Consider the following 25,034-nt stretch of genomic DNA (forward strand, 5'->3'; position numbering starts at 1 on the left):
GCTCCGCATCTCGCCTGCCTGGCCCACCGGTTGGGCAGCGAGGTCGCCCCTGTCCGAGGGTGACCTTCCCGGCACCCCGCAGGTAACGACTTTGTTGCCACCGTCGGCCGCTATTGACGCCCCCATCTGCTGCGGCTTACTTTCCTCCCACCAATAGGAAACATTCCTAACAATGATCTTCCGGTGGACTTCCCGGCGGCCACGCTGAGAGGCTGTGCGGCGGAAAGGCAGGTGGCGCACACATGGCAGGATCCGCCGGCACGCCGGGCACTCCAAGCGTTCTGCGTGCCATGAACGACCGCGCCGCCCTGGACCTGCTGCTCGCGCACGGCCCGCTGTCGCGGACCAGGATCGGGAAGCTCACCGGCCTCTCGAAGCCGACCGCCTCCCAGCTTCTGGCGCGCCTGGAGGCGGCCGGGCTCGTGCTCGCCACCGGGACCATCGAGGGCCGCCCCGGCCCCAACGCCCAGTTGTACGTGGTCAATCCGGGCGCGGGTTACGCGGCGGGACTGGACGTCACCTCGGAGCGCATCCTCGCCGCTGTCGCCGACGTGACCGGGCGGACGGTGGGCGAGTACGAGCTCCCCACGCCCGGCAGGCGCCCCGCGCAGTCCGTCGTACGCCAGGTCACCGACGCCCTCGACGGCGCGGTGAAGGCGGCGGGGCTCGCCAGGGACGACGTCCGCCGGATCGTCATCGGGACGCCCGGCGCCTTCGACCCCAATACCGGGCGGCTGCGATACGCCTCCCACCTGCCCGGCTGGCACTCCGCCGGGATCCTCGACGAGTTGGCGGCGGCGCTGCCGATGCCCGTCGAGTACGAGAACGACGTGAACCTCGTCGCCATCGCCGAGCAGCGGCTCGGTGCGGCGCGCGGACACGAGGACTTCGTACTCCTGTGGAACGAAGAGGGGCTCGGTGCCGCGCTCGTGCTCGGCGGGCGGCTGCACCGCGGCTGGACCGGCGGCGCGGGCGAGGTCGGCTTCCTGCCGGTGCCGGGGGCGCCGCTGGTACGGCAGGTCACCAAGGCCAACAGCGGTGGCTACCAGGAACTGGCCGGTTCGCAGGCCCTCCCCAAGCTCGCCCGCGAGCTGGACATCCGGCCCGTACCCAGCGGTCCGCACGCCGAGGTCGCCGCCGCCCTCGTCCAGCGGGCCGCCGCCCACGACGACGGCCCCCACCGGCAGCTCCTTCAGACGTACGCGACCGGGCTCGCCACCGGTCTGGCCTCGCTGGTCTCCGTGCTCGACCCCGAGCTCGTCGTGCTCAGCGGCACCTCGCTCACCGCCGGTGGCGAACCGCTGCGCGCCCTGGTCCAGGCCGAGTTGGAGGAGCTGGCCGCGTCCCGGCCGCGCCTCGTGCTCGGCGACGTACATGAACACCCCGTGCTGCGCGGCGCGTTGGAGAGCGCCCTGGCGGCCACCCGCGACGAGGTGTTCGACACCTCCCGCTGAAACCCGTAGACCCCACTTCCGCAGTTCCGCCGAACCCGTAGCAGCACCTACCGCGAACACCTTCACCCTGCCCTAGGGAGACCCCGCCATGCCCGGAATGTCCCGACAGGTGGCCGTCGCGCTCGCCGCCTCCGCCTCCATAGCCCTCCTCACCTCCGCCTGTACCGGCCAGACCGAATCCGCCGCGAACGACGACGCGTCCGCGGAGACGACCATCAACTTCTGGCACGCCTGGAGCGCGCCGAGCGAGGTCGCGGCCGTGAAGTCCCTGGTCGCGGGCTTCGAGAAGGCGCACCCCAACATCCACGTGAAGATCGTCGGCAACATGACGGACGACAAGGTCAACCAGGCGCTGCGCGCGGGCGGCGACAAGGCCCCCGACGTCGTCTCCTCGTTCACCACCAACAATGTGGGCAAGTTCTGCTCGTCGGGCGCCTTCGTCGACCTCAACCCCTTCTTCGAGAAGGCGGGCATCGACCCGGAGAAGACCTTCCCGAAGGCCATGAACGAGTACACCCAGTTCGAGGGCAACCGCTGCACGGCGCCGCTGCTCGGTGACGCGTACGGGCTCTACTACAACAAGACCGCGTTCGAGAAGGCGGGCATCTCCAGCCCCCCGAAGACCTGGTCCGAATTCGAGGCCGACGCCAAGAAGTTGACCATCTCCAAGGGCGACAGCTACTCCCAGCTCGGCTTCATGCCGAACTACCACGGCTGGGAGTCGACGACCGAGCACTACTTCGGGCAGTTCTCGCCGACGTACTTCGACTCGGCCGGCAAGTCGAACGTCGCCAACGACCCTGCTTTCGAAGCCGGGTTCACACTCCAGAAGAAGCTCGTCGACGAACTCGGCGGCTTCCAGAAGCTGGAGACGTACCGCTCCAAGCTCGGTGACGAGTGGGGCCCCAAGCACCCCTTCCAGACCGGCCAGGTCGCCATGCAGCTGGACGGCGAGTGGCGGCTCGGCATGGCCGAGGAGGCCAAGCCCGGCTTCGAGATCGGCGTCGCGCCGCTGCCCGTCCCCGACGACCAGGCGGACCAGTACGGCAAGGGCTACATCACCGGCACCATCACCGGCATCGCCGCCACCAGCAAGAAGCAGAACGCGGCCTGGGAGTTGGTGAAGTACATGACCACGGACACCGCCGCCGTGGTCGGATTCGCCAACGCCATCCACAACGTGCCCTCGACGCTCGCCGCCCTCAAGTCGCCCGACCTGAAGTACGACCCGCGCTTCAAGACCTTCCTGGACATCGCGGCGAACCCGAACTCGACGACAACTCCCGCGTCGATCAACGGCGGTTCGTATCTCGTGACGATCCAGGAGCTCGGATACGACTACGAGAGCGGCAAGGAAACCGATCTGAAGGCGGGCCTGAAGAAGGCCGCCGCGCAGATCGACACGGACATCGCGCAGGCGAAGTAGCAGCGTCATGAGCGCCACGTACACACTGCGCGCCAAGCGCCGCCGGGCGGCGCTGAAGACGGCCGCCTTCATGTCGCCCTGGCTGATCGGTTTCGCGGTCTTCTTCGCGTACCCGCTGCTGTCGACGGTCTACTTCTCGTTCATGCACTACGACGGCTTCCAGCCGCCGACGTGGGTCGGGACGAAGAACTGGAAGTACGTCTTCGAGAACTACCCGCTCTTCTGGCCCGCCCTGCGCAACACCCTGTGGCTCGTCGTCATCATGGTGAGCCTCCGGGTCCTCTTCGGGCTCGGCGTCGGCCTGCTGATCACGAAGATCAGGACGGGCACGGGTGTCTTCCGGACCCTCTTCTATCTGCCCTACCTCGCCCCGCCCGTCGCCGCCACGATGGCCTTCGCGTTCCTCCTCAACCCCGGTACGGGGCCGGTCAACTCGATCCTGGAGAACATCGGGATCCCGGCGCCCGGCTGGTTCAACGACCCGGCCTGGTCGAAACCCGCGCTCACCATGCTGGCCCTGTGGGGTGTCGGCGACCTCATGGTCATCTTCATGGCGGCGCTGCTGGACGTGCCCAAGGAGCAGTACGAGGCGGCCGAGTTGGACGGCGCGTCGGCGTGGCAGCGGTTCCGGTACGTGACGCTGCCGAACATCTCGCCGATCGTGATGTTCGCGGTGGTCACCGGCGTGATCCAGACCATGCAGTACTACACACAGCCGCTGATCGCCGGGAAGGTCGCGTCTGGCGTCATCCAGGGCGCCGGAACCCAGTTCGTGCCCGGCTATCCCGACAAGTCGACGCTCACCCTCCCCCAACTCGTCTACAACCTCGGCTTCCAGCGCTTCGACTACGGCTCCGCCTGTGTGGTCGCGCTCGTGCTGTTCGCCCTGTCCATGGTGTTCACCGCGTTCCTGATGCGGCGCCGGGGCGGTCTCATCCAGGCAGGTGACTGACACCATGACCACTCAAGTACTGGACAAACCCACGGAGTTGAAGGTGCCCGTCTCGCCCGCCGAGCGCACCGCCCGCCGCAAGGCACTGTTGGAGTGGATCGCCGTCCACGCCCTCGGCGTCGCGACCGCCCTCTTCTTCGTACTCCCCTTCGTGTTCGTTCTCCTGACCTCGCTGATGAGCGACACCCAGGCACTCAGCCGCGATCTGATCCCGCACACCTGGGAATGGGGCAACTACAGGAAGGTCTTCGACACCCCGGGCTTTCTGACCTGGTGGAAGAACACCCTCCTGTACGCCGGTGTCGGCACCGTCCTCAGCGTCGTCTCCTCGATCCCGGTGGCCTACGCACTCGCCAAGTTCCGCTTCCGGGGCCGGAATCTGTCGCTGATGCTGGTCATCTCGATGATGATGCTGCCGCCGCAGGTCGTGATCATCCCGATGTACCTGTTCTGGGCGAAGCAGCTGGACCTGTCCGGCACACTCTGGCCGCTGATCATCCCGATGGCGTTCGGAGACGCTTTCACGATCTTCCTGCTGCGCCAGTTCCTGATGACGATCCCGAACGAGTACCTGGACGCGGCGAAGGTCGACGGCTGCGGAGACCTGCGGGTGCTCCTGAAGATCGTCCTGCCGATGGCCAAACCCGGTATTGCCGCGGTCGCCCTCTTCCAGTTCTTCTACGCGTGGAACGACTACTTCGGGCCCCAGATCTACGCTTCCGAGAACCCCGGCGCCTGGACGCTCTCCTACGGCCTGGAGTCGTTCAAGGGCGCGCACCACACCGACTGGAACCTCACCATGGCCGCGACCGTGCTGGTCATGGCCCCCGTGATCCTCGTGTTCTTCTTCGCGCAGAAGGCGTTCGTCGAGGGTGTCACGCTCACCGGAGTGAAGGGTTGACACGAATGAAACTCACCGTGGTCGGGGGAGGGTCGACCTACACCCCCGAACTCATCGACGGCTTCGCCCGGTTGAGGGACACCCTGCCCATCGAGGAGCTGGTGCTCGTCGACCCGGCGGCGGAGCGCCTTGAGCTGGTGGGCGGACTGGCCCGGCGGATCTTCGCGCGGCAGGGACACCCCGGCAGGATCGTCACGACCGCCGACCTGGACGCGGGCGTCGAGGGCGCCGACGCCGTACTGCTGCAACTGCGCGTCGGCGGACAGGCGGCACGCAACGAGGACGAGACCTGGCCGCTGGAGTGCGGCTGCGTCGGGCAGGAGACGACGGGTGCGGGCGGCCTCGCCAAGGCGCTGCGCACGGTGCCCGTGGTCCTCGACATCGCCGAACGCGTCCGCCGCACCAACCCGGACGCCTGGATCATCGACTTCACCAACCCGGTCGGGATCGTGACCCGCGCCCTGCTCCAGGCCGGCCACAAGACCGTCGGACTGTGCAATGTGGCGATCGGCTTCCAGCGGAAGTTCGCCGCGCTGCTCGGGGTCACCCCCGCCGAGGTGCACCTGGACCATGTGGGCCTCAACCACCTCAGCTGGGAAACCGGTGTGCGCCTGGGCGGCCCCGAGGGAGAGAACGTCCTCCCCAAACTCCTCGCCGAACACGGCGACACCATCGCCGACGACCTGCACCTGCCTCGCAGCATCGTCGACCGCCTCGGCGTCGTCCCGTCGTACTACCTGCGCTACTACTACGCGCACGACGAGGTCGTACGAGAACTGCGGACCAGCCCTTCCCGGGCCTCCGAAGTGGCGGAGATGGAACGGCAGTTGCTGAAGATGTACGGCGACCCGACGCTGGACGAGAAGCCGGAGCTGCTCGCCAAGCGCGGCGGCGCGTACTACTCGGAGGCGGCTGTGGACCTCGCGGCGTCGCTGCTCGGCGGGGGCGGCAGCCCCTACCAGGTGGTGAACACGTACAACAACGGAACGCTCCCCTTCCTGCCGGCCGACGCCGTGATCGAGGTGCAGGCCGCGATCGGCCACCAGGGGCCGACACCACTGCCGGTGCCGCCCGTGGACCCGCTCTACGCGGGCCTGATGGCGAACGTCACCGCCTATGAGGACCTGGCCCTGGAAGCGGCCCTGCGCGGCGGCCGGGACCGCGTGTTCCGCGCTCTCCTCGCCCATCCCCTCATCGGCCAGCACGCGTACGCCGACACCCTCACCGACCAGCTGATCGCGCACAACCGGGAGCACCTCGCGTGGGCATGACCTCATCGGGATCCGGCGCCGCCGCGGCCGCCGGATCCGCCCCCGTGGCCCTGGTCCTGGCCATCGACGCGGGGAACAGCAAGACCGACGTGGCTGTACTGGCCGCGGACGGACGGGTGGCCGGGACGGCACGCGGCGGCGGTTTCCGGCCGCCGGTCGTCGGCGTGGAGACGGCGGTGAACTCGCTGGCCGAGACCGTCGGCCGGGCCTTCGCCGAGGCCGGCGTCACCTCGGTCGCCCATGTCTCCGCCTGCCTCGCCAACGCCGATCTCCCCGTCGAGGAGGAGCGGTTGGCGGCCGCGCTGCACGCGCGTGCGTGGGGGGCGAGTGTGGAGGTGCGCAACGACACCTTCGCGATTCTGCGGGCCGGGATCGCCGAGCCGCGCGGGGTCGCGGTGGTGTGCGGGGCGGGCATCAACTGCGTCGGTATGCGGCCCGACGGGCTCACCGCCCGTTTCCCCGCGATCGGGCGTATCTCCGGGGACTGGGGCGGTGGTGGGGGGCTCGCGGAGGAGGCCCTGTGGCATGCGGCGCGTGCCGAGGACGGCCGGGGCGGGCCCACCGCTCTCGCCCGCACCCTCCCCGCCCACTTCGGGCTGGGGTCCATGTACGCCCTCATCGAGGCGCTGCACCTGGGACATCTCGGGGAAGCCCGGCGGCACGAGCTGACGCCGGTTCTGTTCGCCACGGCGGTCGACGGCGACCCGATCGCCCGCTCGCTCGTCGACCGCCTCGCGGAGGAGGTGGTCGCGATGGCGACGGTCGCCCTGACCCGCCTGTCCCTCCTGGAGGAGCCCACCCCGGTCCTCCTCGGCGGCAGCATCCTCGCCGCCCGCCACCCCCAACTCGACACCCATATCCGGTCCCTACTGTCCGACCGCGCCCCCAAAGCAGTCCCCCAGGTGGTCACAGCCCGCCCGGTCCTGGGCGCCGCCCTCCTGGGCCTGGACCACGTGGGGGCCCCGGCCGAGACACACACCCGCGTGCGGGCGTTCTACGAGGGTGCCTGAGAGCTTCTTTCGCCCCCTCCGCCCCTAAACCGCCACTCCTCAAACGCCGGAGGGGCTAGAGGTTTTCAGCCCGTCCGGCGTTTGAGGACGAGGCCGTCCAGGCCGACAGCGGGGGCCTGGGGGCGGCAGCCCCCGGAAACGGGACGGGAAGGGGCGGAGGGGGCGAAAAAAGCCCGACCCCGACCCCCGCCCCCCGAACGGGAACCGAACACATACCCGGCGCGTGTTCAGGGGAAGGGGGGCTTGCGGGGAGCTTCGCGCTGCGCTGTGATCCGAACAAGATCGAGTCAAGATCTGTGCGGATGGCGGTCCCTGCGACGATACTTGCGGCCGTGCACCTCGTCCGTGCTCCTCGCACACAGGACAGAGGTGCCGGACGGATGACCATGGGGGAGGTCGAGTGACACACCCGCCGAACGGCAGCACCGCACCACCGGGAACACCGGGGGTCCCACCGGCACGCCCGGCCGCACCCACGATGCCGGCCCTACCGCCGCAGTCCGGCCCACCGGCACCGCGACCGACAGGCCCCGAGAGGCCCAACAGCGCACACACACCCGCGCAGACCCCCTCCCCCGCTCCCCCACGCCGCACGGCCTGGGCGGAAGGCGTGGACACCCTGCGCGCCGCGGCGACGACGGAACCGGGCCGCCTACGGATCATCGGCGCCGTACTCGCCCTGCTGGTCGTCGCGTTCGGCGCGGTCACCGCCTGGCAGATGACGGACCGTTCGGCCGCCGCGGACGACGTGCTGAACAGCAGCCAGCCACTGAGCGCCAGCGCGGCGGACATCTACCGCTCGCTCGCGGACGCCAACACGGCGGCCTCCAGCGGCTTCCTGGCGGGCGGCCAGGAGACGGAGGCGTCCCGCATTCGGTACGAGGCAGACATCCAGACGGCCGCCGAGAAGCTGGTGACGGCCGCGGCCAACTCGGATCCGGGCTCCCCGTCGGCCGACACCATCACCAAGCTCAACAAACTCCTGCCGGAGTACAAGGGCCTGATCGAGCGGGCCCGCGCCAACAACCGGCAGGGCTTCCCGCTCGGCGGCGCCTACCTGCGGTACGCGAACGCGACGATGCAGGACGAGATGCTCCCGGCGGCCAAGGATCTCTACACCAAGGAGAACCAGCGCCTGGAGGCCGACTACGCCGACGCCACGCCCTACCCGTGGGCCGCGATCGGCCTCGGCCTGCTCGCACTCGGCGGCCTCGCCTGGGCCCAACGGCGCAACTACCGGCGTACGAACCGGGTGTTGAACCAGGGCATGGCCGCCGCCACCGCCGCCTCCGCGGTCGTACTGCTCTGGCTCGTGGTCGGGCACAGCGTGGCCCGGGCGGGACTCGACGAGTCCTACGACCACGGCGTCCGTTCCCTGAACGTGCTGAACGACGCCCGGCTGGCGTCGCTGAACGCGCGCGGTAACGAGAACCTGACGCTGGTCAGCCGGGGCGCGGAGACCAAGGAGTTGAAGGACGGCACGGTCGTGGACGCCTTCGACGACGACTTCCAGCGGGAGATGGACGACCTCACCAAGAAGCTGGCCGCCGCCTCCGCCCTCGCCGACGACAAGGCGGGCGAGCAGCCCGTGGCGACCGCGACGGGCAACATGGAGGAGTGGAAGGTCCGGCACCTGGACGCCCGCGCGGCCGACGACGACGGCAACTACCAGGCGGCGCTGGACAAGGTGATCGGTTCCAAGAGCGACAAGCCGACGGGCGAGTGCTTCGACGGCGTCGACAACAACCTGGCGCTGGCACTGGCGCACGAGGAGACCGAGTTCAAGCAGTCGGCGGGCAACGGCCTGGACGCGCTGACCGGTCTGCCGGTGGGTGCGGCGATCCTCGCGGTGCTGGCCGCGGCGGGCGCGGTGCTGGGCGTCGGACGCAGGCTTTCGGAGTACCGGTGAGAGGAGGAGCGGCAATGAGTGCACGACGTCTGAGGGCAAGCCTGAAGGGCTGGGGCGGCGTGGGTGCGATGGCCGTCGCCTGCGCACTCACCGCGGTGTTCGCCCTGTTGCTGCCGTTGAGCAACGCGCGCGGTGACGGCAGCACCGGCATCGGCGGCCAGGGCGCGGGCCAGGGCGAGCAGGCGAAGGCCGAGGAGTGCACCGATCCGCAGGACCAGAGTCTGACGCCGTCGAGCTTGGACGGGCCGGCGATCGAGGCCATCAAGAACCGGCCGGCCAAGGACCGGCGGCTGATCGTCGGCGTCGACCAGAACAGCTTCCGCTGGGGCTACCGCGACCCGAACAACACGGAGAGCGGCAGCGACCTCGAAGGCTTCGACATCGACCTCGTGCACGCGATCGCCGAAGACATTCTGGGCGACCCGTCCGCCGTGCAGTTCCGCGCCATCCCCACCAACCAGCGCATCCCCGCCATCCAGGAGGGCAAGGTCGACATGGTGGTCCGCACCATGACGATCACCTGCTCCCGGCTTGAGGATGTCGCCTTCTCCGCGCCCTACTTCGAGACCGGCCAGCAGGTCCTGGCCCCCATCGACTCGACCATCACGGGGTACGACAAGTCGCTGGCGAACCAGAGGATCTGCACGGCCACGGGCTCCACGGCGTACGAGAAGCTGGACGCCGACAAGAAGGCGGGCAAGCTCGCCTCCACCGCCGACATCTCGACGACGGTTCCCAACCAACTCGACTGCCTGGTAAGGCTCCAGCTCGGTGAGGTCGACGCCGTGGTGACGGACGGCGCGCTGGCCGCGAGCCAGGCCGCGCAGGACCCCACGGTCGAGCTCAAGGGCACGACCTTCACCACCGAGTACTACGGCGTGGCGATGAAGAAGGGCGCCGACGATCTGGTCCGCCGGGTCAACCAGGTCCTGGAGAACTACCGCCAGAGCGGCTGGCGGACGGCGTACGACAAGTGGCTCTCCCCGACCCTGGGGGCGGACTCCCCGTCGTCGAATCCACCCGCCGCGCAGTACAAGTAGCGGGACGGGCAGCAGCGGCAGTAGTGGTAGCGGTACACCTAGCCGGACCAACCGAAAGCGAGAGGTGATCGATGGGCGTCACGGGACCCCCCGAGCCGGTGCTGGACCGGGACGAGGTGGACCGTGCGCTGGCGCGGCTCGGCGCGGAGCACGAGGCCATCGAGACCTCGCTCCTCGCCCTCCAGGACCACGCGGGCCGCAGACTCCTCGAAGGCGCCGAGCTCACCGGCACGACGAAGGAGCGCTGGTCGGCCGCCGATGCCTCGATCACCCTGCTCTGGGCGTACTTCGACGCGTACACGGACGCGATGCACTCCGCCCGCGAGATCCGCTCCCGCAGACGCTGGTCGAGCCGCGAGGACCTGGTGGAGCTGACCGAGCTGCTGCGCGGCGCGAGCATCACGGTCGCCGGTTCCGCCACGGCGACGGCGAACGCGCCGACGCTCGCCGGCTCCGGCAAGCTCAGCGAGCGGTTCTCGCTGGTCGCGCTGGTGAACCGGATGAACGAGCTGTACGCGTCCTCGCTCGACATGATCATCGCCGCGGACGCGGTCTGGTCCGCGCTGCCCGCCAGGATCGATCTACTGGCCGCGGAGCTCCACCGCACCCGCCGGCTCGCCCACTCCGTCGGCGTACGCCCCGGTGAGCACCCTTCGGGCGACGACCTGGAGCGGATCACCCGCACGCTCACCACCCTGCGCGAGCGCGTGGTGTCCGACCCGCTGGCCTTCTGGCTGCCCGCGCAAGGGAGTTCGGCGCCCGGCGGCGGACGCCCGGACACCACGACGTACGACCGCGAGGCGCGTTCCCTGGAGGATGTGCGCCGGGAGATCGACGCGGTGCTCACCGTCCGGCAGGACGCCGAGGCGCGGCTGGTGAAGCTGCGGGACGTACTCAGCCGCGCGGACCGCACCCTCTCCGAGGCGAGGAGCGCCCGCGGTGAGGTGCTCGCGAAGATCGCCGCGTCCGAGGTGCCCGCGGTCAGCGGCCCGCCGACCGTGCTCCAGGAGCAGTTGGCGACGGCCGCCGAGTACCGCAGGCACGCCCAGTGGCACCGTCTCTCGCCGCTCCTGGAGGCGCTGGAGGAGAAGGCGGAGGACGAACTGCTGCGCGCCCGCGAGTCGTTGTCCGCGGTCACCCAGCCACTGGCGGTCCGCGCGGAGCTGCGCGGCCGCCTGGACGCGTACAGGGCGAAGGTCGCCCGGCACGGGCTCGCGGAGGACCCGTTCCTCATCGAGCGCTACGACGCGGCGCGCCGCATGCTGTGGAGCGCGCCCTGCGACCTGCGGGTCGCGGAGGACGCCGTACTGCGCTACCAGCACGCGGCGGCCGACCTGTTCAGCCCGCGGGTGCCCGAGCAGGGCAACGGGCCGCAGGACCGTAAGGGGGAATCGTGAGTCAGCAGTCTGAGTCTGTGGGTGAGCAGCAGAAGTGCCAGCGGCCCGGTTGCTCGGGTTCGTACGAGGACATGGGCGGCGGTGAGCTGTACTGCGACACCTGCGGTCTGGCGCCGGTCGTGTCCGCGGGCGGGATGGTGGGTTCGCCGCCGACCGGGATCACGGCGGGCGGCCGGAGCTCACGGGGTTCGGCCAGCTCCAACAGCCGCAGTTCACGGGCGAGTTCGCGTACGTCGTCACGCTCCTCGCAGTCGCGGCGCTCGGTCTCCGGGCGCCTCTCCCGCTCGCTGTCCGGCACCTCGACGAGCCGCTCGGTGTCGGTGCGCAGCTCCGGTTCGGCCGCCGGTTCCACCGGGCGCGGCCGGCTCGGTGTCGGCCTGGTCGAGGTGCCGGGGGTGCCGCGGCCCGACCCGCGCGGGATGGTCCAGGAGAACCCGGAGGTGCCCGAGCGCAAGCGGTTCTGCTCGCGCTCCGACTGCGGTGCGCCGGTGGGGCGTTCGCGCGGTGAGACGCCCGGGCGCACGGAGGGGTTCTGCACGAAGTGCGGCAACCCGTACTCGTTCGTGCCGAAGCTGTCCGCGGGTGACATCGTGCACGGCCAGTACGAGGTCGTGGGCTGTCTGGCGCACGGCGGGCTCGGCTGGGTGTATCTGGCCGTCGACCGTGCGGTGTCCGACCGTTGGGTGGTCCTCAAGGGCCTGCTCGACACGGGCGACCAGGACGCGATGGCGGCCGCGATCTCCGAGCGCCGCTTCCTCGCCGAGATCGAGCACGCCAACATCGTGCGGATCTACAACTTCGTCGAGCACCTCGACCAGCGCACCGGCTCCCTCGACGGCTACATCGTCATGGAGTACGTCGGCGGCAAGTCGCTGAAGGAGATCGCCAACGACCGTCGTACGGCGGCCGGGAAGCGGGACCCGCTGCCGGTGGAGCAGGCGTGCGCGTTCGGCATCGAGGCGCTTGAGGCGCTTGGCCATCTGCACAGCCGCAACCTGCTGTACTGCGACTTCAAGGTCGACAACGCGATCCAGACCGAGGACCAGCTCAAGCTGATCGACATGGGCGCGGTGCGCAGGATGGACGACGACGAGTCGGCCATCTACGGCACGGTGGGCTACCAGGCGCCGGAGGTGGCCGAGGTCGGCCCGTCGGTCGCCTCCGACCTCTACACGGTGGCCCGGACGCTGGCCGTGATGACCTTCGACTTCCAGGGCTACACGAACGTGTTCGTGGACTCCCTGCCGGACCCGGACAACATCGAGGTCTTCCGCCAGTACGAGTCGTTCTACCGGCTCCTGGTGCGGGCCACCGATCCCGACCCGGCCCGCCGGTTCGCCTCCGCCCAGGAGATGGCCGAGCAGCTGACCGGCGTGCTGCGCGAGGTCGTCTCCGTCCAGACCGGCCGCGCCCGTCCCTCGCTCTCCACCCTGTTCGGGCCCGAACTCAAGGTCACGGACACGGAGTTGTTCGGAGAGCTGGACGGGGACGTGTCGCGTCTCGGCGCGCGGGTCGTGCCGGTGGGGCGCCGTCAACGGGCAACTGTTGACGCGGCCGCGGCCGCGGCCGCGGCCAACGGCGGTGGACTCGCCATCACTTCGGCCGCCGCGGGCCGGGCCGGCACCGTCAGCCTGGTCAGGCCCGTCCCGGCCGCCGCCACCGCACTCGCGCTGCCCGTCCCCCGGGTCGACCCGGGCGACCCCAACGCCGGTTTCCTCGCCGGGCTCATGGCCTCCGCGCCCGCGGAGCTGATCACCGCACTGCACGCGGCGCCCACCGGCTCCCTGGAGCTGCGCCTGCGCGAGCTGCGGGCCCGTCTGGAGATGGGCGAACTGACCGCCGCGGCCAGGGCACTTGAGGCACTGGAAGCGGACCAGCCGGACGACTGGCGGGTGGTCTGGTACCGGGGCGTCGCGGCGCTGGCGAACGGCGAGCAGGAGACCGCGGCGCTGTCCTTCGACGCGATCTACGACGCGTTCCCCGGCGAGCCGGCGCCCAAGCTGGCCCTCGGCGTGTGCGCGGAGGTCCTCGGGCAGCTGGACAACGCCGCCGAGTACTACCGCCTGGTGTGGACGACCGACCCCAGCTATGTGAGTTCGGCGTTCGGCCTGGCCCGCGTGCAGCTCGCGTCGGGCGACCGCCGTGGCGCCGTACACACACTGGAATCCGTACCGGAGTCGTCGATCCACTACACGGCGGCGCGGGTCGCGGCCGTACGGGCGCGGCTGCGGCAGCGACTCGCCGAGGAGGCGCCCGCCGCGCCGTTCCTCGACGAGCTGACGGCGGCCGCGGGGCAGGTCGAGGCGCTGGGCGGATACGGTCTCGACGCGGTGCGACGCGAGCAGTTGTCCACAGAAGTACTGGGCTGCGCCCTGGACTGGGTACTCTCCGGTAGCCAGGTGTCCGTTCCGGCCTCCGGCGGTGGACGTGCGCTGCTCGGCAGCGAGCTGGACGAGCGCGGCCTCCGCTTCGGTCTGGAGCGCTCGTACCGGACGCTGGCCCGCCTCGCTCAGGGCGGCGAGGAGAGGATCGATCTGGTGGAACGTGCAAACCGTTACCGCCCCCGGACGTGGGTGTGATTGATGTCCCAGATGCCCCAGCCGACGGCCCTTTCGCGGTGCCCCAGTTGCGAGGAGCCGCTGGAGGCGGGTGACCGCTTCTGCGGTGCGTGCGGGTACGACCTGTCGGCGGTGCCCGCACCGCCGCGGGACGAACCGACGATCACCATGAACGGCACCGCGCCGCACCCCCCTTCGGCCGTCCCGTCCGTGGACTGGCCCGTCGCGCCGGAGGTGGACAGCTCCCACGCACCGGCGCCGGTGCACCGGGCGGCCGACATCCAGGGCACCGACTCCGGCGGCTCCGAACTCCCGCACCCGGCGGGCGAGTCCGCGGGCGTACGGTTCGACAGGCCACGGGAGCCGGACGAGTACCCCTTGGCTCCCCCGGCCGAGGCCTCTTCCGCGCCCCTGGCCGACCCGCGCACCGCCGAGCTCGCGACACCCGCCGCGGGCACCAGGCTGTGCGTCGCCTGCCGCTCGGGCAGTGTCGACAGCGACGGCTACTGCGAGAACTGCGGGCACGCGCAGCCGCGCGAACGCGATCACATGGAGCAGGAGTTGAGCGCGGTCTCCGCGGTCAGCGACCGGGGCCTGCGCCACCACCGCAACGAGGACGCGTTCGCGATCTCCTCGACCGCGCTGCCCGACGGCTCACCCGCCGTGGTGGCGATCGTCTGCGACGGCGTCTCCTCGGCGACCCGCCCCGACGAGGCCTCGCTCGCCGCGTCCCGGGCGGCCAACGAAGCACTCCTGGCGGCCCTGCCGCTCGGTACCCACCCGCAGCAGGCCATGCACGAGGCGATCATCGCCGCCTCGGAGGCCGTCAACTCCCTCGCGGACGCGCCCGCTTCGCACGACGAGCACGCCCCGCACGTGAACGCGCCCGCCTGCACCCTCGTCGGCGCCGTCGTCACCCCCACCCTGCTGATCATCGGCTGGGTCGGCGACAGTCGCGCCTACTGGGTTCCCGTCGACCGCGCCTCGCCCCCGGCCCGCCTCACCGAGGACGACTCGTGGGCGGCGCAGATGGTCGCCGCGGGCCTGATGAACGAGGCGGAGGCGTACGCCGACGAGCGCGCCCACGCCATCACGGGCTGGCTCGGCGCCGACTCCTACGAACTGGAGCCGCACACCGCTTCCTTCAAGCCGGACCGGCCGGGTGTAGTGGTGGTGTGCACCGACGGGCTGTGGAACTACGCGGAGGCGGCCGAGCACCTGGCCGAGGTCGTACCCCTCGACGCCGCCGAGCGTCCACTGCACAGCGCGCAGGTCCTGGTCGGCCACGCCCTGGACGGCGGGGGCCACGACAACGTAACAGTGGCGGTCCTGCCGTTCCCGGCCCCCACGCAGGGGGCAGGATCGGCCTGAGGCCGCGAACGGGGAGCGGCCTCGGACCGGAGGGGACCGGTCCGGACACAGTCATCACCCCGTAGTACGTACGTACTACGGGGGCCTTGAGGGGGACGAAGAAGGCATGGCCAATTTCTCGAAGTCGAACGTGCCGCAGTTCTCGGTCGACGTCTACCAGAACGAGTACCTGCCCGACGGCGCCCGCGAGGTCAGCGCGATCGTCACGGTGAGCGCGACGGGCGGCGGCACCATCGGAAGCGCGGTCGCCGCGCCCCACCTGTACACCGCCGGGCAGGGCCCGGACGCCGCCGTGGCGATCATGGTCGACTGTTCGGGCTCGATGGACTACCCGCCGACCAAGATGCGCAACGCCCGGGACGCGACGGCCGCCGCGATCGACACCGTGCGCGACGGCGTGCACTTCGCGGTGATCGGCGGCACGCACGTCGCCAAGGAGGTCTATCCGGGCGGCGGCCGGCTGGCGGTCGCCGACGCGGCGAGCCGCGAGCAGGCCAAGCAGGCGCTGCGCAAGCTGACCGCCGGCGGCGGTACGGCGATCGGCACCTGGCTGCGCCTCGCCGACCGCCTGCTGTCCTCGGCGGACGTCTCGATCCGGCACGGCATCCTGCTCACCGACGGCCGCAACGAACACGAGTCGCCGGAGGATCTGAAAGCCGCCCTCGACTCCTGTGCCGGGCGTTTCACCTGTGACGCGCGCGGTGTCGGTACGGACTGGGAGGTCAAGGAGGTCACCGGGATCGCCTCGGCGCTGCTCGGCACCTCCGACATCGTCGCCGATCCGGCCGCCCTCGCCGCCGACTTCACGCACATGATGGAGACGGCCATGGGCAAGGAGGTCGCGGACGTCGCGCTGCGGCTGTGGACGCCCGTCGGCACGGAGATCAAGTTCGTCAAGCAGGTCGCCCCCACCGTCGAGGAGCTGACCGGCCGCCGTACCGAGGCGGGCCCGCGTGCCGGTGACTACCCGACCGGATCCTGGGGCGACGAGTCCCGCGACTACCACGTGTGCGTGGAGGTCCCCTCGGCCGGCATCGGCCAGGAGATGCTGGCCGCCCGCGTCTCGCTGGTGATCCCGCAGAGCGACGGCAGCGTGCAGAACCTCGGCGCACAGGGGCTCGTACGAGCGGTGTGGACCGACGACATGGCGGCTTCCACTTCGATCAATCCACAGGTCGCGCACTACACAGGTCAGGCGGAACTGGCACAAGTCATCCAACAGGGCCTGGACGCCCGCAAAATGGGAGATGTCGACGGAGCAACGGCCAAGCTGGGACGTGCCGTTCAGCTCGCGAGCGCTTCGGGCAACGCCGATACTGCGAAACTGCTTGCGAAGGTGGTGGACGTGGTCGATGCCGCTGCAGGTACTGTGCGATTGAAGGCAAGGGTCGAGGAAGCAGACGAAATGACCCTTGAGACACGGTCCACAAAGACTGTTCGTGTAAAGAAGTAAGCGAGCCCGGCTCTCCCAGGAGCCGGAGTAACCCGGCCCTACCGGCCGGAAAAGGAGAGGGGGAAGCGCCGACATGCCGACCTGCCCGAACGGACACCAGTCGGGTTCCGACGACTGGTGCGAGGTCTGCGGTCACCGCATGGCCGGTGCCGTGCCCCCGCCCCCGCCACCACCGCCGCCCGCAGCCGGGTACGGCTACCCGGCGCCGCCCGGCCCCGGTGGCCCCGGCGGACGTGCGCATCTCTCCGCCGTGCCCGACCCCGTTCCGGAGCTCTGCCCGCAGTGCCGTACGCCCCGTGAGGGCGCGGCGCCGTTCTGCGAGCAGTGCCGGTGGAACTTCCTCACCAACACGGCGACCTCGTACACGCCTGCCGCGCCGCGCCCGCAGGGGCCGCTGCCGGGGTCACCCGGCGGCCCCGGGGGACCTGGCGGCTCTCCTGGAGGCCCCGGAGGACCTGGCGGTCCAGGGAGCCCGAATCCGGCGCAGCGGTTCCAGCAGGGACCGCCCACCGGTCCCGGTCCTGGTCCCGGTCCCGGTCCCGGTCAGGATCCGTACGAGTACCAGGGCTCGCGGCCCTCGCAGGTGAACCGCCCCGCCGAACCGATTCCGCCGGGTCCGCCCGCCCCGTACGGCGGCGGCCCCTCGCCCTTCGGCGACCCGTCACGTCCGGTCCCGCCGCCCCCCGGGCCCACACCCGGCGGCCCCGACGCCCGGCAGGCCTTCACCCAGCAGCCGGCCTCGCCCGGGTACCCCCAGACCACCCAGCCCGGTCCTCCCGGCCCGCCCTTCGGCGGCGGTGACGACGACTGGGTGATCTCCCCGCCGTCGGCGGGCAGTCCCGGCGGGCCGGGCACGCAGGCCCGCCCCGGCGGCCCGAACGGTCCCGGCCCGGCCCAGGGCGGCGGCTACGGCTACCCGCAGCCCGGCTCGCCCCAGGCACCGCCCGGCCCCGGCAGCCGCCCGCCCTACCAGCAGCAGCCGCTGTCCTGGACCGTGACGATCGGTCCCGACCGCGAGTACTTCATGGCGATGATGCAGCGCTCGGGCCCCGAGGCAGCGGGCCTGAACCTGCCCGCGTACTCGCCCGAGCAGCAGCGCCCGCTCACCGGCAACCAGATGACGATCGGCCGCCGCCGGCACTCCACCGGCGAGTCCCCCGACATCGACCTGTCGGTGCCCCCGGAGGACCCGGGCGTCTCGCACCAGCACGCGGTCCTGGTCCAGCAGCCGGACGGCAGCTGGGCGGTCGTCGACCAGAACTCGACGAACGGGACCACGGTCAACGGCGGCGAGGAACCCATCCAGCCCTTCGTGCCGATACCGCTCCAGGACGGCGACCGGGTGCACGTGGGCGCCTGGACGACGATCACCATCAGGCGGGGCTGACCGGGAGCCGCGTCACGGCAGCGGCCAGGCATACGGCCCCTCGGGGTCGTCCAGCCACGCCCAGGCGCGCTCGCCGCTGACCGTGACCCCGTACCGCTCCCGCACCGGCCGCTCCTCGCGCTCCCACAGCGCGTACGCCTCGTACGGATCCAGGCTGCCCGCCGTCAGGGTCAGCAGGAACCGGAACAGCTCGTCGCTCCTGGCCCGGGGCGGCAGCCCGCCCAGGTGCGGCGGCTCGGGCTCGGGCCGACTGCCGCCGCGCAACGGCACGAAGTAGGCGGCCGTGTGCAGAAAACGCCCCTCGGCGTGCCCGCCGTCCCGCACCCGCAGCGTGATCAGGCCCGTGGCCAGCGGCGCGAGGATACGGGCGCCGGGGGTGCACTGGGGCAGCCAGGCGTGCGGGACCGTGGGCAGCGTGCAGGTGACGATGATCCGGTCGAAGGGGGCGCGCTCGGGGACTCCGCGGGCGCCGTCGCCCGTGACGACGGTCGGGTGGTAACCGGCGGTGGCCAGGTGGCGGCGCGCGGACTCGGTGATCTCCGGGTCGAGGTCGACCGTGGTCACCAGCGCGTCGCCGAGACGATGGGCCAGGAGAGCCGCGTTGTACCCGGTGCCGGCCCCGATCTCCAGAACGGCGTCCCCGTCCCGTACCTCCAGCTCGGTCAGCATCTTCGCCATCAGCGACGGCTGGCTGCTGGACGAGAGCAGCTCACCGTCCCGTACCCGGGTGGCCAGCGGCCCGTCCGCGTAGGCGCCGCGCAGCCAGCGCTCCCGGCTCCGCGGGTCGGGATCCTCGCCCCACACGCGCTCGAAGCCGCCCCCTCCTCCGACGTAGTAGTACGGCACGAAGAGATGGCGCGGAACCGCCTCGAACACCTCCCGCCAGACCGGATCGGCGTCCCAGGCCCCACTTCTGTCGATCTCCCGCACCAGCGCCGCCCGTACCCCCGTGGCGAGGTCGTCGGGTTCCTGGTCGAGAGCGTGCGCGCTCATACCTCCACTGTGCTGCCGGAGGGACCGGGAGGCGAGCGCCGGGCCCACGGCCGCGGGTGGACCTAAGCCTTGAGTCCTCGGTCACCGCGTCTGAGACCATGGACGGGTGACAGAGATCCGGCGCGGCACGCTTCAGGAGCAGACCTTCTACGAGCAGGTCGGCGGGGAAGAGACCTTCCGCCGCCTGGTGCACCGTTTCTACGAGGGAGTCGCCGGGGACCCGCTGCTGCGGGCCATGTACCCCGAGGAGGACCTGGGTCCCGCCGAGGAGCGCTTCACGCTGTTCCTGATCCAGTACTGGGGCGGCCCGACGACGTACAGCGAGAACCGCGGCCACCCCCGGCTGCGGATGCGGCACGCCCCGTTCGCCGTCGACCAGGCCGCGCACGACGCCTGGCTGAAGCACATGCGCGTCGCCGTGGACGAGCTCGGCCTCTCCGAGGAGCACGAGCACACGCTGTGGAACTACCTGACGTACGCGGCGGCTTCGATGGTGAACACGGCCGGCTGACCTGGCTCAGGGCCCTGCCAGTCAGCGGACGCTGACGTCCAGGGCGCCGAGTCCCGCCCGGCGTACGGCGATCGACCCGAACGGGGTGCGCAGCCGCAGCCACGCGCCGGACGAGTACAGCCCCAACGGGCTTTCATCGGGCGGCATTTGGCGGGCGGGGCGCAGGAAGCCCAGGGACTGCGCCGCGTGCGCGGCCCGTACCGGCAGGCTGGTGTCGCCGATCGGCCGGGACCAGATCTCCCGCCCGATCCGGTCGAGTTCACCGCGGGTACGCCGCTCGACCGCCAACTCCTGCGTACGGAACCGGAATTCGGCCACGGCGGCGGTGACCATCGCCCGCACGGCGTCCGGCGCGGGCAGCCCCGGTTCCGGACGCCAGCCGCGGCGGGGCGGCAGCACCCCGGCCCACGGCGGCCCCGTGACGGCCCCCGGGACGGCCGTCGTGGCCGCCGACTCGTCGATGGACTCCAGGAGTTCACCGGCCGATACGGTCACGTCCAGCAGGACGTCGAGCCCGTCCTCGTACGGCTTGGCGAGGCGCGCCGTGCGGATGGCGAGGACCTCGAACGACGGCGGGCGCCCGAAGACCGCGAGCGTGCTGCCGGACGCCTGGAGCCGTACGGCGGCGGCGCGGTCGTAGTGGACCAGGCGCCCGAGGAAGGCGGCGAGGTCCGCCGCCTCCCCCTCGTCGGCGAGGTGCAACAGGGCCGTCATGCGGCGACGGCCTCGTCCTTGTCATCTCGGTACTCCGCGAGGAACTCCTGTTCCTCGGCGGTGAGTCGGCGCGGCCGCTGGGCCTCGAAGTCGAACGGCACGACCATGGTCGCGGCCCGGACGTAGAGCTGATCCGCGTCCTTGACCTCATAGGCGATCGTGAAGGACGCCGCGCGGATCTCCGAGACCCACAGCTCGATGTCCACCGGCGTGTGCCGGTGGACCAACTGCCGCTTGTAGTCGATCTCATGGCGTGCCACCACTGACCCCTGCCTGAACTCCTTGTCCGGGCGGTTCAGGAAGTCGATACGTGCCTCCTCCAGATAGCTGAGGAAGACCGCGTTGTTCACGTGGCCGTACGCGTCCATGTCCACCCAGCGCATTGGGCAGCGGTAGATGTGCCGCAAGATCGATCAGCCCCGGGTCAGCTTCTTGTAGGTGGCACGGTGCGGGCGCGCCGCGTCCGGGCCGAGTCGCTCGACCTTGTTCTTCTCGTAGGACTCGAAGTTGCCCTCGAACCAGTACCACTTCGACTCGCCCTCGTAGGCGAGGATGTGCGTCGCGACCCGGTCCAGGAACCAGCGGTCGTGGGAGATGACCACGGCCGCACCGGGGAACTCGAGCAGCGCGTTCTCCAGCGAGGAGAGGGTCTCCACGTCGAGGTCGTTGGTGGGCTCGTCGAGGAGCAGCAGGTTGCCGCCCTCCTTGAGGGTCAGCGCGAGGTTCAGGCGGTTGCGCTCACCACCGGAGAGGACACCGGCGGGCTTCTGCTGGTCCGGGCCCTTGAAGCCGAAGGCGGATACGTACGCCCGCGACGGCATCTCGACCTGACCGACGTTGATGTAGTCGAGCTCGTCGGAGACGACGGCCCACAGCGTCTTCTTGGGGTCGATGCTGGCGCGGCTCTGGTCGACGTAACTGATCTTGACGGTGTCGCCGACCTTGATGGAGCCGGAGTCCGGGGTCTCAAGGCCCTGGATCATCTTGAAGAGGGTGGTCTTGCCGGCGCCGTTCGGGCCGATGACGCCCACGATTCCGTTACGCGGAAGCGTGAAGCTCATGTCGTCGATGAGGACCTTGTCGCCGAACGCCTTGGAAAGGTTCTGGACCTCGACGACGATCGAGCCAAGACGGGGGCCCGGCGGGATCTGGATCTCCTCGAAGTCCAGCTTCCGCATCTTGTCGGCCTCGGCCGCCATCTCCTCGTAACGGGCCAGGCGCGCCTTGGACTTGGTCTGACGGCCCTTGGCGTTGGACCGGACCCACTCCAGCTCTTCCTTGAGCCGCTTCTGCCGCTTCTCGTCCTTGCGGCCCTCGACCTTGAGACGGGTGGACTTCTTGTCGAGGTACGTCGAGTAGTTGCCCTCGTAGGGAATCGCGCGACCGCGGTCCAGTTCGAGGATCCACTCGGCGACGTTGTTCAGGAAGTACCGGTCGTGAGTGACGGCGACGACGGCGCCCGCGTACTTCGAGAGGTGCTGCTCCAGCCAGTTCACCGACTCGGCGTCGAGGTGGTTGGTGGGCTCGTCGAGGAGGAGCAGGTCCGGGGCCTCGATCAGCAGCTTGCAGAGCGCGACGCGGCGCTTCTCGCCACCGGAGAGGGTGGTGACCGGCCAGTCGCCGGGCGGGCAGCCCAGCGCGTCCATGGCCTGCTCCAGCTGCGCGTCGAGGTCCCAGGCGTTGGCGTGGTCCAGGTCTTCCTGGAGCTTGCCCATCTCGTCGAGGAGCGCGTCCGAGTAGTCGGTCGCCATCAGCTCGGCGACCTCGTTGAAGCGACTGAGCTTGCCCATGAGCTCGGCGGCACCGTCCTGGACGTTCTCCAGGACCGTCTTGCTCTCGTCCAGCTGCGGCTCCTGCATGAGGATGCCGACGCTGAAGCCCGGCGAGATGTAGGCCTCGCCGTTCGAGGGCTGCTCGAGCCCCGCCATGATCTTCAGAACGGTGGACTTACCGGCACCGTTCGGCCCGACCACACCGATCTTCGCTCCGGGCAGGAAGTTCAGGGTGACGTCATCAAGAATCACCTTGTCGCCGTGCGCTTTGCGCGTCTTGCGCATGGTGTAAATGAACTCAGCCAAGAGAAACCGTCCGGACGCTTGAAATCGGCAGTGGGCAGATACACCCCATCTTGCCTGACTGCCAGGCCTGGGGGGAAACCAGTTCGGGCAGCCCTCCGTGACCTGGCCCTTCCCGGCGGTGCAGGAGGACACTCGTAGGCAGGGGACCCGTGGTGGACAGGGACCCGGAGGTGATCGTGATGGCGCAGACCGCTGTCGGATGGCATGTCGAGCTGGAGTTCGAGGAAGATCCTCACCGCACGCGAGCCGCCGCACTCGTACGGCTGCCGGACGGGAGCGAGGTGCGCGCGCACGGTTACGCGAGCCGCCACCCGTCCGACTCGAACCAGCCGCGGGTCGGCGAGGAGGTCGCGGGAGCCAGGGCGCTCAACGAACTGGCGATGAAGCTGCTGACCAAGGCGCATGACGAGATCGACCAGGAGTCGGGCAGGACCTCGCATCCGTTGACGTGAGGTGACGTGAGCCGGGCCGGGCGCCGTGCGAGTCACGGTCACCCGGCCCTCGGGCCCTCGGCGCCCTCAGCGTGGATGTGCCGTGAACACCTCGTGCAGTACGTCCATGTAGGCGCCGTGGCCACTGGAACTCGGCCAGTCCGTGCTCGACTCGACGGCCGTGCCCTCGCCCCACTCGTTGTACGTCACCACCAGCTGGAAGGGCTCACCCGAGGTGGCGACGGTGGTGGCCTCCTCGCGGAACCGGTCGAGGTCGCGGGCGACGGTCGGCTCCTTCGCGGTGTTCAGCCAGAAACCGGGTGACACGATCGCCGAGTACCCCTTCTGCACGTCCAGGCTGGAGGCGTACTGGTGCCAGCCCTCGGGCTGGTTCGCGCAGTCCCGGTAGCCGCCGAACACCTTCAGGACGACGTAGTAGCCCGCGGTCTCGTTGGCCTGCGACCAGCGGGTGGCCATGTCGCACGCGTCGCCGCTGCCGCCGTACACGAAGATCACCGGCTTGCCGTCGACGTGCAGCCAGGTCTGCTGGTCGGAGTACTTGCGCAGGTAGGTCAGGCTCTCCCTGATCTCCGCGGCCGAGGGGTTGGCGTACGCCTCGTGCTCGTAGTACACCGTCCAGGAGAAGCCGAGTTCCGCTCCCTTGGACATCAGGAGGGGCAGCCGTACGTCCTCACGCTTGCCCTCGCCCCACCAGGAGGAGATGCCGGCCTGGAGACCGCCGTACTGCATGTCCTTGATCTGGCGCTCGACGGTGGCCGGGTCGTCGACGTCGTACTTTCCGGCCGAGGGCGTGTACTGGCTGCCGCCGTCGGTGAAGTTCTCGTCGTACCAGGGGTAGTAGAAGGCCGCCCGTACCGGCAGCTTCGTGTCGGTGACGGTCGCCGCCTTCCCGGCGGCCGGTTTCGGTGCCGCGGCGGCCTTGGGCGAGGCCGAGGCCTTCGGCTTCGCGGTCGCGGAGGGCGAGGGTGTCGGGGTCGTGGAGGCGGTGGTGGACGGCTGGGCGCCGGAGGCCTGCGGCGCCGATACGGTCGTACCGGCCGAGGACTGTTCGCCGCGGTCGTCCGGCCCGAACACTCCGAGCGTGTAGGCGACGGTGGTGGCCACGAGGGACAGCGCGACGGCGGATGCCATGACGGCGGCCTTGCCGAAGGCCATGCCTCCCGACTTCACCAGGGCGTGGCTCGTCGCCCTGCCCGCCGTGGACGGAATGTGGAAGGCAGCGGTGGCCACGTCGCCTGCGCCCGCACCGGCGCCCGCACCCGCGCCCGCCCCCAACGCCAGCAGCCCCAGCAGAGCGGGCGGAACGGCCACCAGAGCCAGGTCGGCCAGCAGCCGCTCCGCCGGCACCACGCCGACCGATACGCCGCCGCACACCGGGCAGGCGCGCACATGCCGGGCGATCCGCTTGCGCCACAGGCCGGAGGGCCGCCCGTCCCAGCCGCGCAGCACCGTGTTCATCTCCGCACACCGCGGCACGGCCCCCAGTGCGCGGACCACCGCCCGCGCGGCTTCGAGCCGGGCCTTCATCCGCTGCACCGCGACCGCGGCATGCGGGGTCGGCACCTCCATCGCCGTGGCCAGTTCGGCCCGGGTCAGCCGGCCCGCGACCTCCATCCACCACAGGGACAGCAGCTGCCGGTCGTCGGCGTCCAGCCAGCGCGTGGCCTCGGCGGTCTCCTGCCGCTGACCCGACAGGTTCAGCACGGTGATCGTCAGGTCGACGAAGTCGGCTCCCGGGTCCGCGAGGAACGCCATCTCCTCCAACGCCTCGATCCCGGCGGTCGCCGGCGCGCTGCGCCGCAGCCGCCAGTGCCGACGGACCTGTCGCATCGCGATGGCCACCAGCCAGGACCGGAACGCCTCCGGGTCACGCAGTTTGGGCACGTCCCGGATCATCTGCAGCATGACGTCCTGCACGACGTCATCGGTGTCGGCGGGGGCGTCCAGCGCCCGTCCCACGATGTTGTAGATCAGGGGCAGGTAGTCGGCCACGAGTGTGTCGAGGGCACGCTGGTCACCGCCCTGCGCGGCCCGCACCAGGGCGGCCTGCGTCCGGGGCTCGTCCGGCCCGTCGTATCCGCTGTGTGATGTCTCGGTCATGACTGGAGGAGGGTTCCTCGTCGGCGTCGGCATAACAGAAATCTCTGCGCGCCATCA

General features: G+C 70.6%; 20 protein-coding genes. 15 read left to right on the plus strand and 5 right to left on the minus strand.

The window, feature by feature from the left end; all coding sequences use genetic code 11:
- The first annotated feature begins 242 nt into the window (after positions 1 to 242).
- The 13 genes from ACIPC1_RS04610 (at position 243) to ACIPC1_RS04670 (ending at position 18,129) form a co-directional block, all read left to right on the plus strand.
- Positions 243 to 1,454 (plus strand): ROK family transcriptional regulator, encoded by a 1,212-nt coding sequence (locus ACIPC1_RS04610; protein WP_402513146.1) that lies wholly within the window; start codon positions 243 to 245, stop codon positions 1,452 to 1,454.
- Positions 1,455 to 1,542: 88 nt separating this feature from the next.
- Positions 1,543 to 2,880, plus strand: a complete 1,338-nt coding sequence (locus tag ACIPC1_RS04615) for an ABC transporter substrate-binding protein (protein WP_402513148.1) — start codon at positions 1,543 to 1,545, stop codon at positions 2,878 to 2,880.
- A gap of 7 nt (positions 2,881 to 2,887) precedes the next feature.
- Complete coding sequence (locus ACIPC1_RS04620) at positions 2,888 to 3,832, plus strand: carbohydrate ABC transporter permease (RefSeq protein WP_402513150.1); 945 nt, start codon at positions 2,888 to 2,890, stop codon at positions 3,830 to 3,832.
- Positions 3,833 to 3,836: 4 nt separating this feature from the next.
- A complete protein-coding gene (locus tag ACIPC1_RS04625) occupies positions 3,837 to 4,733 on the plus strand; it encodes a carbohydrate ABC transporter permease (RefSeq protein ID WP_402513152.1) in 897 nt (298 codons plus the stop codon).
- Positions 4,734 to 4,738: 5 nt separating this feature from the next.
- Positions 4,739 to 6,004, plus strand: coding sequence for a 6-phospho-beta-glucosidase (locus ACIPC1_RS04630; protein ID WP_402513153.1), 1,266 nt, complete (start codon positions 4,739 to 4,741; stop codon positions 6,002 to 6,004).
- A complete protein-coding gene (locus tag ACIPC1_RS04635; RefSeq protein WP_402513154.1) occupies positions 6,001 to 7,014 on the plus strand; it encodes an N-acetylglucosamine kinase in 1,014 nt (337 codons plus the stop codon). Before ACIPC1_RS04630 ends, ACIPC1_RS04635 begins: the two co-directional genes overlap by 4 nt.
- A gap of 400 nt (positions 7,015 to 7,414) precedes the next feature.
- Positions 7,415 to 8,923, plus strand: a complete 1,509-nt coding sequence (locus ACIPC1_RS04640; protein WP_402513156.1) for a hypothetical protein — start codon at positions 7,415 to 7,417, stop codon at positions 8,921 to 8,923.
- A gap of 14 nt (positions 8,924 to 8,937) precedes the next feature.
- Positions 8,938 to 9,963, plus strand: a complete 1,026-nt coding sequence (locus ACIPC1_RS04645; RefSeq protein WP_402513158.1) for a glutamate ABC transporter substrate-binding protein — start codon at positions 8,938 to 8,940, stop codon at positions 9,961 to 9,963.
- Positions 9,964 to 10,034: 71 nt separating this feature from the next.
- Positions 10,035 to 11,360, plus strand: coding sequence for a hypothetical protein (locus ACIPC1_RS04650; RefSeq protein ID WP_402513159.1), 1,326 nt, complete (start codon positions 10,035 to 10,037; stop codon positions 11,358 to 11,360).
- A 71-nt stretch (positions 11,361 to 11,431) separates the two neighbouring features.
- Positions 11,432 to 13,939: a tetratricopeptide repeat protein gene (locus ACIPC1_RS04655; RefSeq protein WP_402513417.1), complete on the plus strand. Its 2,508-nt coding sequence runs from the start codon at positions 11,432 to 11,434 to the stop codon at positions 13,937 to 13,939.
- Complete coding sequence (locus ACIPC1_RS04660; protein ID WP_402513161.1) at positions 13,940 to 15,289, plus strand: protein phosphatase 2C domain-containing protein; 1,350 nt, start codon at positions 13,940 to 13,942, stop codon at positions 15,287 to 15,289.
- A gap of 106 nt (positions 15,290 to 15,395) precedes the next feature.
- Entirely contained in the window at positions 15,396 to 16,742 is a 1,347-nt protein-coding gene (locus ACIPC1_RS04665) for a VWA domain-containing protein (protein ID WP_402513162.1), read from the plus strand.
- Positions 16,743 to 16,815: 73 nt separating this feature from the next.
- Positions 16,816 to 18,129, plus strand: coding sequence for an FHA domain-containing protein (locus ACIPC1_RS04670; RefSeq protein ID WP_402513163.1), 1,314 nt, complete (start codon positions 16,816 to 16,818; stop codon positions 18,127 to 18,129).
- Between the two features lie 12 nt (positions 18,130 to 18,141).
- Here ACIPC1_RS04670 and ACIPC1_RS04675 read toward each other — a convergent pair whose 3' ends face one another.
- Positions 18,142 to 19,122: a methyltransferase domain-containing protein gene (locus tag ACIPC1_RS04675; RefSeq protein WP_402513164.1), complete on the minus strand. Its 981-nt coding sequence runs from the start codon at positions 19,120 to 19,122 to the stop codon at positions 18,142 to 18,144.
- 106 nt (positions 19,123 to 19,228) lie between these two features.
- On the opposite strand from ACIPC1_RS04675, the gene ACIPC1_RS04680 reads away from it, so the two are divergent.
- Positions 19,229 to 19,633: a globin gene (locus ACIPC1_RS04680; protein WP_384373772.1), complete on the plus strand. Its 405-nt coding sequence runs from the start codon at positions 19,229 to 19,231 to the stop codon at positions 19,631 to 19,633.
- Between the two features lie 21 nt (positions 19,634 to 19,654).
- On the opposite strand, the gene ACIPC1_RS04685 is transcribed toward ACIPC1_RS04680, so the two are convergent.
- Genes ACIPC1_RS04685 through ettA form a run of 3 tightly spaced genes read right to left on the minus strand, consistent with a single transcriptional unit; the run spans position 19,655 to position 22,425 of the window.
- Positions 19,655 to 20,347: a hypothetical protein gene (locus ACIPC1_RS04685; protein WP_402513165.1), complete on the minus strand. Its 693-nt coding sequence runs from the start codon at positions 20,345 to 20,347 to the stop codon at positions 19,655 to 19,657.
- Positions 20,344 to 20,754, minus strand: coding sequence for an acyl-CoA thioesterase (locus tag ACIPC1_RS04690; protein WP_402513166.1), 411 nt, complete (start codon positions 20,752 to 20,754; stop codon positions 20,344 to 20,346). Before ACIPC1_RS04690 ends, ACIPC1_RS04685 begins: the two co-directional genes overlap by 4 nt.
- 6 nt (positions 20,755 to 20,760) lie before the next feature.
- Positions 20,761 to 22,425, minus strand: a complete 1,665-nt coding sequence (gene ettA / locus ACIPC1_RS04695) for an energy-dependent translational throttle protein EttA (protein WP_402513168.1) — start codon at positions 22,423 to 22,425, stop codon at positions 20,761 to 20,763.
- 179 nt (positions 22,426 to 22,604) lie between these two features.
- Between ettA and ACIPC1_RS04700 the strand changes: the two genes are divergently transcribed.
- Entirely contained in the window at positions 22,605 to 22,877 is a 273-nt protein-coding gene (locus tag ACIPC1_RS04700; RefSeq protein ID WP_385732533.1) for a DUF1876 domain-containing protein, read from the plus strand.
- 66 nt (positions 22,878 to 22,943) lie between these two features.
- Here the strand turns inward: ACIPC1_RS04700 and ACIPC1_RS04705 are convergent, their stop codons facing one another.
- Positions 22,944 to 24,977, minus strand: a complete 2,034-nt coding sequence (locus tag ACIPC1_RS04705) for a sigma-70 family RNA polymerase sigma factor (protein WP_402513169.1) — start codon at positions 24,975 to 24,977, stop codon at positions 22,944 to 22,946.
- Positions 24,978 to 25,034: the final 57 nt, after the last annotated feature.

Origin of the sequence: Streptomyces sp. NPDC087263 (assembly GCF_044744645.1) — a bacterium.
Lineage (GTDB): Bacteria > Actinomycetota > Actinomycetes > Streptomycetales > Streptomycetaceae > Streptomyces.